Annotated in this window: 14 protein-coding genes; 4 read left to right on the top strand and 10 right to left on the bottom strand. The window is 69.8% G+C overall.

Going from position 1 to position 13,879, the window contains the following annotated elements; genetic code table 11:
• Window positions 1-33: 33 nt before the first annotated feature.
• The 9 genes from ACFRCG_RS36805 to ACFRCG_RS36765 all read right to left on the bottom strand — a co-directional run bounded on the left by ACFRCG_RS36805 (window position 34) and on the right by ACFRCG_RS36765 (window position 9,138).
• The gene (locus ACFRCG_RS36805; RefSeq protein ID WP_380039667.1) at window positions 34-2,022 is read right to left on the bottom strand and encodes a BTAD domain-containing putative transcriptional regulator; all 1,989 of its coding nucleotides are present in this window, start codon (window positions 2,020-2,022) and stop codon (window positions 34-36) included.
• A gap of 143 nt (window positions 2,023-2,165) precedes the next feature.
• On the bottom strand, window positions 2,166-3,257 hold the full coding sequence (locus ACFRCG_RS36800) for an HAD-IIIC family phosphatase (protein ID WP_380039665.1): 1,092 nt from the start codon (window positions 3,255-3,257) through the stop codon (window positions 2,166-2,168).
• Between the two features lie 26 nt (window positions 3,258-3,283).
• Window positions 3,284-4,384, bottom strand: coding sequence for an acyl-CoA dehydrogenase family protein (locus tag ACFRCG_RS36795; RefSeq protein WP_380039663.1), 1,101 nt, complete (start codon window positions 4,382-4,384; stop codon window positions 3,284-3,286).
• The gene (locus tag ACFRCG_RS36790) at window positions 4,377-4,700 is read right to left on the bottom strand and encodes an acyl carrier protein (protein ID WP_380039661.1); all 324 of its coding nucleotides are present in this window, start codon (window positions 4,698-4,700) and stop codon (window positions 4,377-4,379) included. The genes ACFRCG_RS36795 and ACFRCG_RS36790 overlap by 8 nt, the downstream gene beginning before the upstream one ends.
• A gap of 15 nt (window positions 4,701-4,715) precedes the next feature.
• On the bottom strand, window positions 4,716-5,387 hold the full coding sequence (locus tag ACFRCG_RS36785) for an O-methyltransferase (protein WP_380039659.1): 672 nt from the start codon (window positions 5,385-5,387) through the stop codon (window positions 4,716-4,718).
• Window positions 5,387-6,247, bottom strand: a complete 861-nt coding sequence (locus ACFRCG_RS36780; protein WP_380039657.1) for a 3-hydroxyacyl-CoA dehydrogenase family protein — start codon at window positions 6,245-6,247, stop codon at window positions 5,387-5,389. Before ACFRCG_RS36780 ends, ACFRCG_RS36785 begins: the two co-directional genes overlap by 1 nt.
• A gap of 535 nt (window positions 6,248-6,782) precedes the next feature.
• A complete protein-coding gene (locus ACFRCG_RS36775; protein WP_380039655.1) occupies window positions 6,783-7,745 on the bottom strand; it encodes a LuxR C-terminal-related transcriptional regulator in 963 nt (320 codons plus the stop codon).
• A 40-nt stretch (window positions 7,746-7,785) separates the two neighbouring features.
• Window positions 7,786-8,358: a flavin reductase family protein gene (locus ACFRCG_RS36770; RefSeq protein ID WP_380039653.1), complete on the bottom strand. Its 573-nt coding sequence runs from the start codon at window positions 8,356-8,358 to the stop codon at window positions 7,786-7,788.
• Window positions 8,359-8,541: 183 nt separating this feature from the next.
• The gene (locus tag ACFRCG_RS36765; RefSeq protein ID WP_380039651.1) at window positions 8,542-9,138 is read right to left on the bottom strand and encodes a TetR/AcrR family transcriptional regulator; all 597 of its coding nucleotides are present in this window, start codon (window positions 9,136-9,138) and stop codon (window positions 8,542-8,544) included.
• Between the two features lie 81 nt (window positions 9,139-9,219).
• Between ACFRCG_RS36765 and ACFRCG_RS36760 the strand changes: the two genes are divergently transcribed.
• The 3 genes from ACFRCG_RS36760 (at window position 9,220) to ACFRCG_RS36750 (ending at window position 11,793) form a co-directional block, all read left to right on the top strand.
• Window positions 9,220-10,422, top strand: coding sequence for a trypsin-like serine peptidase (locus tag ACFRCG_RS36760; RefSeq protein ID WP_380039649.1), 1,203 nt, complete (start codon window positions 9,220-9,222; stop codon window positions 10,420-10,422).
• Between the two features lie 157 nt (window positions 10,423-10,579).
• Entirely contained in the window at window positions 10,580-11,209 is a 630-nt protein-coding gene (locus tag ACFRCG_RS36755; RefSeq protein WP_380039647.1) for a ClpP family protease, read from the top strand.
• Window positions 11,206-11,793 (top strand): ClpP family protease, encoded by a 588-nt coding sequence (locus ACFRCG_RS36750; RefSeq protein ID WP_380000358.1) that lies wholly within the window; start codon window positions 11,206-11,208, stop codon window positions 11,791-11,793. The genes ACFRCG_RS36755 and ACFRCG_RS36750 overlap by 4 nt, the downstream gene beginning before the upstream one ends.
• Window positions 11,794-11,938: 145 nt before the next feature.
• Here the strand turns inward: ACFRCG_RS36750 and ACFRCG_RS36745 are convergent, their stop codons facing one another.
• On the bottom strand, window positions 11,939-12,361 hold the full coding sequence (locus ACFRCG_RS36745) for a helix-turn-helix domain-containing protein (RefSeq protein WP_380039645.1): 423 nt from the start codon (window positions 12,359-12,361) through the stop codon (window positions 11,939-11,941).
• A 217-nt stretch (window positions 12,362-12,578) separates the two neighbouring features.
• On the opposite strand from ACFRCG_RS36745, the gene ACFRCG_RS36740 reads away from it, so the two are divergent.
• On the top strand, window positions 12,579-13,766 hold the full coding sequence (locus ACFRCG_RS36740; RefSeq protein WP_380039643.1) for an MFS transporter: 1,188 nt from the start codon (window positions 12,579-12,581) through the stop codon (window positions 13,764-13,766).
• Window positions 13,767-13,879: the final 113 nt, after the last annotated feature.

The raw sequence follows: 13,879 nt of genomic DNA, 5'->3' as shown, positions 1-13,879 counted from the left end.
TTCCGTAGCCTGCCCTCGTTCTCCATGGTCTCGTCACTCCTCCGGCCGAGTACTCAACGGGGCCAGTGAACCCTGCGAGAGCGGCGGGCAACCCGGTTCCAGAACCCCGGACCGGGCGGCGAATCTGGCTCCCCGGACCAAAGAGCGGGGACGAACCCGCCCGGGGACGTGGCAGAGCCTGGGTGCGTCGCGCTCCTCCGGCATCCGGGTGGGCGCCTCGGGTGCGACCGGCTCCAGGGTCATCCGGCTCGCGTGCCGGCGACCGTCGCCCCATCCCGGGCGGCGGCGGAACAGTTCCGGGTGGGCGGCGGCGACCACCAGGAGCGGGGTCGGCTCCGGCTGGTCGAGCAGGTCCTCGACGACACTCAGGACCGTGCTGTCGGCCAGGTGCAGGTCGTCGGCGAACACCACGAGCGGGCGGCACTCGGCGAGTTCGGCCACATTGGGGGTGGTCGCCGGGCCGTGCGGGTCGAGCCGGATCGTCGCGGCGTTTCGCACCCGTCTCTCGAACGCCGCGAGCAACCGCGATTTGCCGATCCCGGGGCCACCGAGGACCAGCACCAGGTGTGGCCGGGCCCGCCGGCGCACGCGTTCGAGCAGGCTGCTCAATACATCCAACTCGGGTTCACGATCGACTGCTTCGGGCATGAGCGGTGAGTCCGGACAGGGTCCTCTGACGGTCCATCGCGGGCGCGGTCCGCCCTCGCGGCCGTAGCGGATCGCCGCGCCGGTCAGGAGGTTGGTGTGGTCGCACACCACGATCTCGGTGTCCTCGGCGAACTGAAGCAGGGACTCACAGTCGACGAGCAACGCACCGTTGACCGGCAGCGGTTCCAGGAATCGTTCGGCGGGCCGCACCGGGATCTCGCCCGTCGACACGGCCACCCGCAGGGCGGGTCGTGCGCCGTCGGGGACGTCGAAGCAGATGCGCCGGCGCAGGGAGATGGCGGCGTGCACGGCGCGTTCGGCGACCCGGTCGTCGTCGTCCTCCCGGGTGTCGGGGCGGAACACGGCCAGGGTGACCGAGCCGGTCGAGCCGGCGACGACGCCGCCGAGGCGTTCGACCTCCTCGCGTACGGTCGTCGCGGTGCGTTCCAGTGCCTCGCCGACATCGGCGACCCGAGAGCCGGCGCCGAAGTCGGCGCGGATCAGTACGGCGCTGACCCGGCTGCGAGCGCCGGCGGCGGGCGGCGCGGCGGCCGGGGCGGTGCGGGCGAGCGGGTATTCGGGCTGTTTCGGCTCCGAAGTGGGCGCGGCGAGCACCACGGGGCGGGCCGGACCGGTGGGCGCGGCGAGGGACGGGTCGTGCACGAGGATCGCGTGTTGCAACATCCGCAGTTCCCGGCCGGGTTCGAGGCCGAACTGCTCGGCGAGGCGCAGTCGGGCCCGGCGGTAGACCGCGAGCGCGTCGGCCTGACGGCCGCTGCGGTACAGCGCGAGCATCAGTTGGTGACACGCCCGCTCGCGCAGCGGCTCGGCCTCGACCATGGTCTCCAACTCGCCAAGCACGCCCTGGTGGTGCCCGTTGGCCAACTCGGCCTCGTAGTAGTCCTCCATCACGTCGAGGCGGGCGTTTTGCAGTGCGGTCAGTTCCGTCCAGGAGTGTCCGGCCTCGACCAGGTCGGCCAGGGCCGGCCCGCGCCACAGCTCCAGCACCTCGCGCAGGGTGTCCGCGGCGGCGGCGGGACGGCCGACCGCCAGTTCCGCGCGACCGGCCTGGGCGAGACGGTGGAAGCGGAACATGTCGACCCGTTCGGGGTCGACCTGCAACTGGTATCCGTGCGAGCAGGTCAGCAGCGCGGGCGGGCGGGTGTCGCCGCGCGTGTGCTCGGCGAACATCACCCGCAGGCCGCGCACCGCGTTCTGCAGGATCTTGCGTGCGGTCGGCGGCGTCTCCTCGGTGTCCCACAGACCCTCGAGGAGTTTGCTGGTCGCCACCTCTCGGTTGGCGTTGAGCAGCAGCAGGCCGAGTGTCGCCCGCCGCCGGTCGCCGCCGAGCGCGATCGGTTTCTCGTCGTCCATCAGTTTTAACGGGCCAAGCACCATGAACTGCAAGAGATCCCCCGTAGATCGTTCGTGCTCTGCGTCATCCGTCGGATCGATACGCGGATTCGGATCGATACGCGACCTCGGATCGATGCGCGGTCAGGGCTCGAGGAAACGCCCTACGCCCATTCCGCTTCCCGACCGCCGGCCTGCGGGTCGGGGGCGGTGACCCGCATGGTCGTCGGCGGCTCCTGGCGGACCGGTTCCAGATGCAGGACCTCGGTGCCCTCGGTGGGCGGGAAGGAGGCGAGGCAGGTACAGTCCGCGTCGGCGAATCCCGCGAAGCGGTAGGCCACTTCCATCATTCGGTTGCGCTCGGTGCGGCGGAAGTCGGCGGCCAGGTGCACCCGGGCCCGGGCGGCGGCGTCGGTGAGCCAGCGCAGCAGTACCGCGCCCGCGCCGAAGGAGACGACCCGGCAGGAGGTCGCCAGCAGTTTGATGTGCCAGGTCTGCGGGGTCTTCTCGATCAGCATCACCCCGACCGCCCCGTGCGGCCCGAAGCGGTCGCTCATCGAGACCACCAGCACGTCGTGGTCCTCGTCGCGGGCCAGGGCGCGCAGAGCCGCGTCCGAGTAGTGCACGCCGGTGGCGTTCATCTGGCTGGTGCGCAGGGTCAGTTCCTCGACCCGGGTGATCTCCTCGTCCCGGGCCTCGGCGATCCGCATCACCAGGTCGAGCGAGCGCAGGAACTCCTCGTCGGCGCCGCTGTATTGCTCCCGTTCCCGGTCCCGCTCGAACCCGGCCCGATACATCATCCGGCGGCGACGCGCGTCGACGGTGACCACCGGCGGGCTGAACTCGGGCAGGTCGAGCAGCGCCTCGGCCTGCTCGGCCGGGTAGCACCGTACGTCGGGCAGGTGGTAGGCGACCTCGGCGCGCTCGGTCGGCAGGTCGTCGATGAACGCGATCGTCTTGGTCGCGAAGTTCAGCCGCTCGGCGATCCGGCGCACGGACTCCGACTTCGGACCCCAACCGATCTGGGGCAGAACAAAGTATTCGGCCAGGCCCAGTTCCTCGAGCCGTGCCCATGCCTCGTCGTGGTCGTTGCGGCTGGAGACGGCCTGCAATACCCCACGCGCGTCGAGTTCCACCACGACCTTGCGTACGGCCTCGTCCACCTCGACGTGGCCGTCCTCGATCAGTGTGCCGCGCCACAGCGTGTTGTCGAGGTCCCAGATCAGGCACTTCACGACCGGTTGTGCTTCGGACATGTCAGCTCCCCGTTTCGTACGACGGTTCAGCCCGCCGACGACGCCGCGTGCTCGGCGAGGATCAGCTGGCAGATCTCGTTGCTGCCTTCGATGACTTCCATCAACTTGGCGTCGCGGTAGGCACGTTCGACCACGTGTCCGCTCGCCGCCCCCGCGGAGGCGAGCACTTGGAGCGCGGTCGCCGCGCCGCGTGCGGCATGGCCGGCCGCGACGTGCTTGGCCAGGACCGACGCGGGCACCTGTTCGGGCGATCCCTCGTCGCGGCTGCCGCTCGCCCGCTCGCAGGCGAACGTCGCGGTGCGTTCCGCGGCGTACAGCTCGGCCAGGTGTCGGGCGACGAGTTGGTGTTGGAGGAGGGGTTTGCCGAACTGCTCTCGGGTCGCGGCGTGTCGGGCGACCGCCGTCAGGCACGCGCGCAGGATGCCGACGCAGCCCCAGGCCACCGACAACCGGCCGTAGGTCAGCGCGATGGTGGTGAGCATGACGATCGGCTGGCCGGCCACGGCGAGCAGGTGCTCCGCGGGCAGCCGTACGTGGTCGAGTTCCACCGTGGCGTGTCCGGCCGCGCGACAGCCCATCGGGTGGGCCACCCGGGTCACCCGCACCCCGGGCGCCGTCGCCGGCACCACGGCGACCGCGCCGCCGCCCTCGTACCGGCCGAACACCACGATCCAGTCGGCGTAGTCGGCGGCCGTGATCCACGTCTTGGTGCCGTGGACCACGATGTCGGCACCCTCGCGCCGGATCCCGGTGCCCATCGCGGCCAGGTCGCTGCCGGCGGCGGGTTCGCTGAACGCGACCGCGGCCAGTTCGCCGCCGGTGAGTCGGCCCAGGTATTCCTCGCGCTGTGCCCGGTCCCCGAAGCGTCGAACCGTCCACGCGGCCATGCCCTGGGAGGTCATCACGCTGCGCAGCGAGCTGCACAAGGCACCGGTGTGCGCGGTGAGTTCGCCGTTGTCGGTACAGGACAGGCCAAGCCCGCCGAACCTCTGCTCGGTCTCGGCGCACAACACACCCTTCGCGCCCAGTGCGCGCAGGACGGCGATCGGGATCTCGCCGGCCACGTCCCAGCCGCTCGCGGCGTCGGCGACCGTCTCGGTGACCAGCGCGTTCAGGTGGTCAGGCACCGTCGCCCCCACCGCGCAGTCGGATCACCAGCGCGCTCATCGAGCGCAGGGTGCGGAAGTTGTCCAGGGCCAGGTCGGGGCCCTCCACCTCGATGTCGAAGGTGCTCTCCACGAACACCACCAGTTCCATCGCGAAGAGCGAGGACACCGCGCCCGAGGCGAACAGGTCCACCTCGCGCTCCCAGGTCGTCTTGGTCTTGGCCGTCAGGAACGCGCCGATGCGCTCCTCGATGGCGGCGACCGGCAGATCCGCGGTCGAGTCGGCCCGCGGATCCGTGGTCGAGTCCACCGTCGAGCGTGTTGTCGAGTCCGTCATGGGAGAGTCCCTTTCTCATCGCACCTTGTTCTTGCGGGCGAGCGTGATCCCGTCCGCCATGACGAGCATCGACAGCTCCACCCGGGCGTCGGCGAACAGCGCCGCGTTGAGTTCGCGGATCGCCCTGGTGTCCGCGTCGTCCGCCTCCGGGTCGGCGACCCGGCCGAAGTAGAGGGTGTTGTCGAGCACGATCAGGCCGCCGGGCCGCAGGTGGGTCAGCGCGTCCTCGTAGTAACGCGCGTATCCGGTCTTGTCGGCGTCGATGAACACCAGGTCGTAGGTTTCGGGGCCGTGCTCGGCGAGCAGGGCCGCCATGGTCTCCGTACCGTCCCCGAGCCGCAGTTCGATCCGGTCCGAGACGCCGGCACGGTCCCAGTAGCGCCGGGCGATCCGGGTCCAGCGCTCGTTGATGTCGCAGGTGACGACGCGTCCGTCGGGCGGCAGCGCCCGGGCCATGCACAGCGTGCCGTAGCCGGTGAACGTGCCGATTTCCAACACCCGGTGGGCACCGGTCAACCCGACCAGCAGGGCCAGGAGTTGCCCCTCCTCGGGCATGGTGACCATGGCGTCGAGCATGGGCATGGACGCGGTCTCGGCGACCAGGTCGCGCAGGATGTCGTCGTCGCGCAGGGACACCGAGCGCACGTACGCGAGCAGGCGCTCGTCCAACTCCACCTGGCCGGCCATCACGACGCTCCGTACTGGTAGAAACCACGCCCGGTCTTGCGGCCGTGCTCGCCCTCGGCGACCTTGCGCAGCAGCAGTTCGCTGGGGCGGCAACCCTCGTCGCCGGTGCGCTCGTGCAGCACCCACAACGAGTCGACGAGGTTGTCGATACCGATCAGGTCGGCCGTGCGCAGCGGTCCGGTCGGGTGCCCGAGGCAGCCCTCCATCAGAGCGTCGACGTCCTCGACGCTCGCCCGGCCCTCCTCGACCAGGTTCGCCGCGTCGTTGATCATGCGGTGCAGCAGCCGGCTGGTGACGAAGCCGGGACCGTCGCCGACCACGATGCCCTTGCGGTCCAGCGTGGACAGCAGGTCCCGTACGGCGGACATCGCCCGCTCGCCGGTGCGCGGCCCGCGCACGATCTCCAACGTGCCGATCAGGTACGGCGGATTCATGAAGTGGATGCCGACCAGGTCCTCGGGGGACGGAACCTGGTCGGCGAGTTCGTCGACGGGGATCGACGAAGTGTTGGTGACCCGCAGGGTGCCGGGCGCGACCACGGCGGCGATCTCCTTGTGGACGTCGGCCTTGAGCCCGGCGAGTTCGGTGATCGCCTCGATCACCCAGGTAGCGTCCGCGGCCGCCGCCGCCGCGTCGGCGAGGTGCAGGTCGCCGATCGCCGCATCCGGGGAGAGCGCTCCCATCATCCGCGCGAGCCGGAGTTCGTGACGTAACCGCGCGCGTGCCGTGTCCAGTCGCGCCCGGTCCACGTCCACGAGCGTGACCGCCACTCCCCGCGCGACGGCGAGGGTGGCGATGCCGAGGCCCATCACGCCGGCGCCGAACACCGCGAGCCGCGGTGCGCGCCCGTTGCCGGTCATCGGCCGACCACTTCCGACCATGCCGCGACGGCGCGAGGCCCGGGCGATCCCCGGCCGATGTCACGAACGACAGACCCGCTCATCATCACCCCAGCTTGTGCGTTGTGCGTGCGGAAGCATTTCCGGAGGAAGGTTGTCCGAAGTCGAAAAGGAAAAAGGAGTGCGCGCAAAAGCGCACGCCGAATACGGGCATGGATCGTCACCTCGACCGAGTCGCATCGTCGCGACGCCGACTGCAAGGCCGTTCTCTGCGATGACTGTTACGAAATCCGCTTCCGGGACGACCGCCCGGATCCGGTGCGTGCACATCCGGTCAGGCGCGGTCCACCGCGCCACCGGAGCTCGGAATATCGTCCCCCTGGTGGTTCCACGAGAATCTGCGCGATCGCATTGTTCTCACGGCTTACAAGTCTGAGCCGCAGGACCGGCGGACTCCAGCCCGCGACCTGCTCATCAAGCTGCACTTCCACTTGATGAAGCTCTCCCGCCGCCACTCGACGAAGCCCACTCGTAGTGCGAACGCGCAGATCGGGGGCTATACGTCCTCCGCGAGGTTGGCCTCCTTCACCAGGTAGCCGAACTGGAAGCGGCTCGTCGCACCGAACATCTGCATGACCTGACCGATGTGTTTGCGACAGGTGCGCACCGACACACCGAGGCGTCGGGCGATGGCCTCGTCCTTGGCACCGGAGATCAACATCCTGACGATCTCCTTTTTCATGTCGTTGCTGATCAGGTCGGTTTCCGCACGCCCGGTGTCGAACTCCTTGGCTGTCGCCCAGACATGCTCGAAACACGAGTACAGGAAGTCGATCAGCGAACGTTCCTGTACCACCAGGGCACCGCCGTCCTCGCCGCTCGCCAGGATGTACGCGGCGGTGCGGTCGAAGATGAACATCGTGCCGAACAGCGCCCCGGCCGTACGCACCTCCACACCGGATTCGACCAGCTTTCCGGCGTGTTCGCGGGTCGGTGTGTCGAATCGGGCGGCGTGCTGGTAAAGGACGCGCATGGGCACGCCCGTGTCGGGCCGGTGGAGGTCCCGGGTGCGGGCCTCGACCAGATTCGCGGCCGGCCACTCGCTCCGGGGTTGCATGCAGACGATTTCGTCGGAACTGTTCGCCGCCGACTCGGACAACAACAGCTCGATCGTCTCGGGTACTTGCACGATGTCGAACGAATTCGAGTACTGGCTGCCGAACTTGCTCGACCGGAACAACAGCGAAAGCCGCGCCAGGTCGTTGCGCAACCGCCCCGTCGCCTGTTTTTGTTCCAGCAGTTCCAGTTCGCTCCTGGTCAGGAGATTCGCGGACGCGATGCTCGGATCCGCGGGAACGAACCAGGCGTCCCGATCGTGGGACGGTCGAATGAGCTGGAGCCCCAGGAGGGTGGCGACGATCGCCTCGCTCGCGTCGGGGTCCGTGAAGCCGAATGCGTGGGCGATGTCGTCGACCGCGAATCCGTCCCGGCTCAGGCTCCATTCGTAGACTTCGAACAATCCGGCATCCGGTTCGGGAAACAAGGGCACTCCAAGTGAACTATGTATTCCGTACGGACGACGGGGTCCGACCGTTGGTACCGGCCCCCGACCGGGGCGGGACCCCGGTTGCCGCAAGCGGTTCCACCGTCTCATGGAACGACCCGAACCTGCCCCGGTGGAACACCAACGGCGCGGGCTCGTCCCGGTTCGCCCGTAGTGCGTCCACCCTGCCGACGATGATCACGTGATCACCGGCGGCATGTTCGACGTCGATCGTGCACGCCAACCAGGCGAGCGCGTCCGACAGTTCCGGTCCGGCCGGCGCCTCGGTCCAGCGCACATCGGCGAACCGATCGATGTCCTTGACCGAGAACTGCCGGCACAACCGTCCCTGGTCGCTACCGAGGACGTTGACGCAGAACGTGCCGCTGCGTCGAAGATCGATCAGTGTCGACGACTCGTTGCCCACGCAGAACATCACCAGCGGGGGCGTCAACGACACAGATGCGAAGGAATTGCACGCCATACCGACGGGACCGCCGAACGGTCCGGTGGTGGTGATCACCGTGACGCCGGTCGGCAGATGTCCGAGTGTGCGTCGGAATTCCGTCATGTCGAACGGGACAACCATCACCGAACTCCTCGATTGGCCACACGTCGAAGCATAATGAGCGGCCCGAACGCGGCGTTGGCACGAGCCACCAAGACCTCCGGCCGGATTTGGCCCCGGGCGCAGTTGCGTGCCGGCCTTCGGAGGTTTTCGCCTCGATAACGCCGAATCGCGATGTGCCCGGGCCGATCGGCACGGCCGAAATCAGCGCACGACCAGTGCCAACAATGCTTCGCGCAGGTCGTCGCGGCGACCGGCGAACAATTCCTCGAGGCTGATGTCGAAGACCATCGCGACGAGCAGGTGGGCCATCGCGTCCGGGGGATCCCAACCCAGCGCGGCGAGTTCGGGCCGGAGCAGCTCCCGGGTGCGGGCGTTGCGGGCGCGCGTCTCCTCGAACAGGTCGGGGTCGGTGCGGGCCTGGACCAGCAGTGCGCGGGTGCCGGTCGTGGCCAACCCGGCGTCCAGGTAGCCGTGCACGCCGGCGATCACCCGTTCGGGGCCGGGCACGAGTCCGGCCACGGCGGCGAGCACCCGCTCCTCCATCTCGCCGTGGTATCTGCGGTGCAGCGCCACCAGATAGCCGCGACGATCCGCGAAGTGCTGGTAGAAGCTGCCCTTGGCCATGCCCGCCGCGGCCACCACGGCGTTCACCGACATCCTGGACAGTCCGCATGTGTCGGCGACTTCGAGCCCCGCGCGCAACAGCGCCTCGCGTCCCGGTCCGGCCGGCCGCGCCATCGCCCACCTCGACTTCCCGACGCCGAACCGGCTGGTCGTCTTGACAGTTGTACCCGTCACGCCCACCTTATGACCGACCGGCCGGTCATAAAAGCAACAGGCTTCGATTTCCCACCTGTTCGAGAGGACGTGGAGCACTTCATGTATCTACGACGCACGTTACGCGACAGGTTCACCACACTGGTGGGCGTACTCGGGCTCACCGCCGCCGCGTTGTTCGCGGCCCCGGCGACCGCCCGCGCCGACGACGCCCCGGTCGAACTGCCGCGCCTGGTCACGGGCGATCCGGCCAGTCACGCGGGCATGTTGCAGACCGAGGTGAACTGGTGGAACCTGGCGCGGATCGCCGAGTACGGCCTCAACGCCGACGGCGCCGACGCCTTCCCGCCGCCCGGCGGGTGGGACGACCTCAGCCGGCCCTGGGCCGGGCAGGGCACGGTGTCGCGGACCACCGGCAAGTTGCTGATGGTGTACCGCAACTCCTTCGACCCGAGCCAGTACGTGCCCTCCGCGTGCTCGGCGAACGTGATCACCGCCGCCAACCGGAGCACCATCGTCACCGCGGGCCACTGCTTCAAGGTGACGGCCAATCTGCGCGGCGCGCTCGGCGACGACGTCGTGGTCAACGCGGTGTTCATCCCCGGCTTCAACGGCGCGAACGTGCCTCGCTTCACCGGCACCGACGACTCCACCGCGCCCCCGCCCGGCAGGGACGTCGCCCCGTTCGGCGTCTGGGGTGTCACGCGCGCCTGGATCACCCCCACCTGGGACGGTGACAGCACCTTCCGGTCCGGCGGCGACGTGGCCATGGCCACCGTCGAACGCCCCGGCGACCCCACCCCGATCCAGCAGATCACCGGCGGCCAGAACATCGCGTTCGGCGTGGCCGCCAACCCGCTGACGTTGCACCAGTTCGGCTACCCGACCGACAACAACCGCAACTGGTACTGGTCGAAGAACAGCGACGGCAGCACCGCCGCCGACTTCGGCGTCGCCCCCTCACTGCGACGCGGATTCGACGGCCGGACCCTGATGTACGCGCGCGGCGACACCATCGCCGACTCGACCGTGAGCCTCGCCCACGACATGGCCTCGGCGATGTCACCCGGTTCCAGCGGCGGCCCGTGGCTGATGAACTTCGACCCGGCCACCGGCACCGGCACCCAGATCGCGGTCACCTCGCGGTTCACCGACTCCACCGGCACCTCCCCCTGGTGGGACGCGGCCTGGGCGATCGTGCACGGCGGCACCCCGAACTGGGCCTACGGCCCGTACCTGATGTCCAACGGCTTCGGTGACCTGACCCAGGCGATGTACGACGTCGCACGGAACGCGACCGTCTGACCCGCACACCGAGCGTGCCCCCGGCCGCACGGCCGGGGGATCCGGGTGGACCTCGCCGCCGATCACGAGATCGCGAGCCTCGGGCATCTGCTGTGAGCGGATCCGCTCACGGCAGATCCGGTCGTCGCCACCCGGCCCGAGGGCTCAGGGTGGAGACATGAGCGATGACCCGAAGAGCCCCATCCTCCTCGAACACACCCGACGCGACCTGTACACGCAGCGCGTGTTGCTGCTCGACGGGCCGTTGGACGACGACAATGGCACGCTGCTCACCACGCAGTTGCTGACCCTGGCGGCAGAGGACCCGAAGGCCGACATCGCGCTGTGGATCCATTCGCCCGGTGGCTCGGTGCCGGCGATGCTCGCGATCCGCGACGTCATGCGGGTGATCCCGTGCGATGTGTCCACGCTGGTGCTCGGAATCGCTTACAGCGCGGGCCAGTTCCTGCTCTCGGCGGGCACGCACGGCAAACGCCGGGCGCTCCCGCACTCCCGGGTGCTGATGCACCAGGGCTCTGCGGGCATCGGCGGCACGGCCGTCGACATCGAGTTGCAGGCCAACGACCTTCGGCACACCCGCGACACGGTACTCGGCCTGATCGCGGAGGACACCGGGCAGCCGGCCGAGCGCATCTTCGAGGACTCCCTCCACGACCGCTGGTACACCGCGCGCGAAGCGCTCGACTACGGCTTCATCGACACGATCGTGGCGGACTTCGCCGAGATCGCGCCGCGCGGCCCGCGCCGCCTCACCACCAACGCCGGCTTCCAGGGGGCCCCGTCATGAGCACCTACGCCATTCCGAACGTGATCACCCGCGACTCGCGCGGCGAACGCATCATGGACGTGTATTCGCATCTGCTCGCGGAGCGCGTCGTCTACCTCGGCACCGCGATCGACGCGGGCGTGGCCAACGCGCTCGTGGCGCAGTTGTTGTTCCTGGAAGCGGACAACCAAGACCGCGAGATCCAGTTCTACATCAACTGCGAGGGCGGCGACCCCAGCGCGATGCTGGCGATCTACGACACGATGCGGTACGTGCGGTCCGAGATCGCCACCACGTGTGTCGGCCAGGCGGTCGCGGTCGGCGCGGTGTTGCTCGCGGCCGGCGCGCCGGGCAAGCGCGCCGCACTGCCGCACGCGCGGGTGGTGCTGCACCAGCCCGCCGCGCAGGGTCGCGGCACCATCCCGGATCTGATCCTGCAGGCCGACGAAGTGGTACGGGTGCGGGCGGACATCGAGCAGATCCTGTCCCGGCACACCGGCAACAGCACGGCCACCCTTCGCGCGGACACCGACCACGATCGGGTCTTCACCGCCGAGGGCGCGAAGGAGTACGGCCTGATCGACATGGTGCTGGAGGAGCGGTGACACGCTGACCCCGACGTGCCCGGCGCGCCGGCGCGTCTTCGAATCCCCGTCGGGCTCCGCGGCGTGAGCGCGGCGAGGTGCGGTGCCGGGCGTCGTGGAACTCGGGGGATTCGAAGACACGCACCTGCTCCGTGACGGCGTGCGGTCAGGCCGCCAGGCCGAACGCGGCGCGGCACACCGGGGCGGAACGACCCGTCGGGCGGGCGCGCGTCAGGATGTCGGCGACGGCGATGGTCAGGTCGCCGAGGGTCACGTCGAGCGCGCCGCCGAGGGCCGCGATCATCTCGCTCGACGGCTCCTTGATGCCACGCTCCACCTCGGAGAGGTATTGCGGCGACAGGCCGGCCCGGCCGGCCGTCTCGGCGAGGGTTTCGCCGCGTTCGTGGCGCAGCGATCGCAGATGCTCGCCGAGCACGTGTCGCCACAGCGGCTCGCGGTCCGGAACGGGGGCCGGGCGGCGAGGCGCGGCCGTCGGCGCGGGCGCGGCGGGCGCGGCGGGCGCGGGCGCCGGCGCGAGGCGCGTCTTGTCGTCGGTGCGGGGCGAAAGCGGTGGAGCGGTCTCGGCCATGGTTCATCGTAGGCCGCGACCCCGCGCCGTTTCCGCGTTGTCCGCCGCGGGCGAAATCGGCGAGCCACGCGGGGTGTCCGCCGGTTGGTCCCCGGCGGGCCGCTCGATGGGTGTGCCGGCCGCCGATTTATCTCAACGTTCATTAAGTTGACGTTCACTGAGTTTCATGGTTTTCTCTTAGCGCTAAGACACACCAGGCGCTCAGAGGGAGCCCGTCATGACCACCGCCCAAAGCGACTCGACCACCACCACCCCGACGGTTTCGCTCAAGCGCCGGCTCGCCGTCGTCGCCCTCGCGGTCGGCACGTTCTCCGTGGTGACCGTCGAACAACTCCCGGTCGGCCTGCTGACCTCCGTCGGCGGATCACTCGGGGTGTCCGAGGGCCTGGCCGGCCTCATGGTCACCGTCCCGGGCCTGGTCGCCGCCGCGACCGCGCCGATACTTCCCGTCCTGATCGGCCGACTCGATCGCCGGTTGGTCCTCCTGGCCCTGATCACCCTCATGGTCGTGGCCACCCTCGGCTCGGCGTTCGCCCCGAACTTCGCCGTCCTGCTGGTCACCCGGTTCCTGGTCGGCATCGGCATCGGCGGGTTCTGGGCCCTCGCGGCCGGCCTCGCCGTCCGCCTCGTGCCCGAGGCGTACATCCCCCGCGCCGTCGCGATCACCTTCGGCGGGGCCACCGCCGCCAACGTCCTCGGCGTGCCCGCCGGAACCCTGATCGGCAACCTCGCCACCTGGCGCGTGGCCTTCCTGTCCGTCGCCGCGCTCGGCCTGCTCGTGATCACCGCGCTGGTCTTCCTGGTCCCGCCGATCCCGGCCGGCGAACCGGTGCGACTGCGCGCCCTGCCCGCCCAGTTCCGCAACCCGGCCGTGCGTACCGGCGTGCTGGCCACCTTCCTCCTGGTCAGCGGCCACTTCGCCGCCTTCACCTTCGTCGGTCCGGTCCTGGAGGACGTCTCCGGTCTGGACAAGGGCATGGTCGGCCCCCTGCTGCTCGGCTTCGGCATCGCCGGCATCGTGGGCAACTTCCTCGCCGGCACCGCCGCGGCCCGCAACCTGCGCGGCACGATCGTGGCGATCAGCGCGGTACTGGCCGGTGTCCTGGCCCTGTTCCCGCTCCTGGGCACCACCCGGGTCAGCGGCGCGGTGATGCTCCTGTTGTGGGGCCTGGCCTTCGGCGGCGTGCCGGTGAGCGTGCAGACCTGGATCCTGCGCTCCTCGGCCGCCGAGGACACCGAGGCCGCGACCGCCCTCAACACCTCGATGTTCAACCTGGCCATCGCCCTCGGCGCGCTGCTCGGCGGCATCGTGGTCGACGCCATCTCCCCCACGGGCATCCTGCTCGCCGGCGCCGTCCTGACCGCGCTGACCTCCCTGGCCATATGGCGCACGAGGCGCAGCTGAACGCCCGGGAGGGCGGTTGCGGTCCAACCCCCCGCCCACTCACCGAAGCGCCGTGGGGGGCCCCCCAAAACACAGCGGGGCCCCCCCCCGGTAAAACCCCGCCCCAAAAAAGG

Origin of the sequence: Embleya sp. NPDC056575 (assembly GCF_042793325.1) — a bacterium.
In the GTDB taxonomy this organism is placed as follows: Bacteria; Actinomycetota; Actinomycetes; order Streptomycetales; family Streptomycetaceae; genus Embleya.
This window is presented reverse-complemented; position numbering and strand designations above follow the sequence as displayed.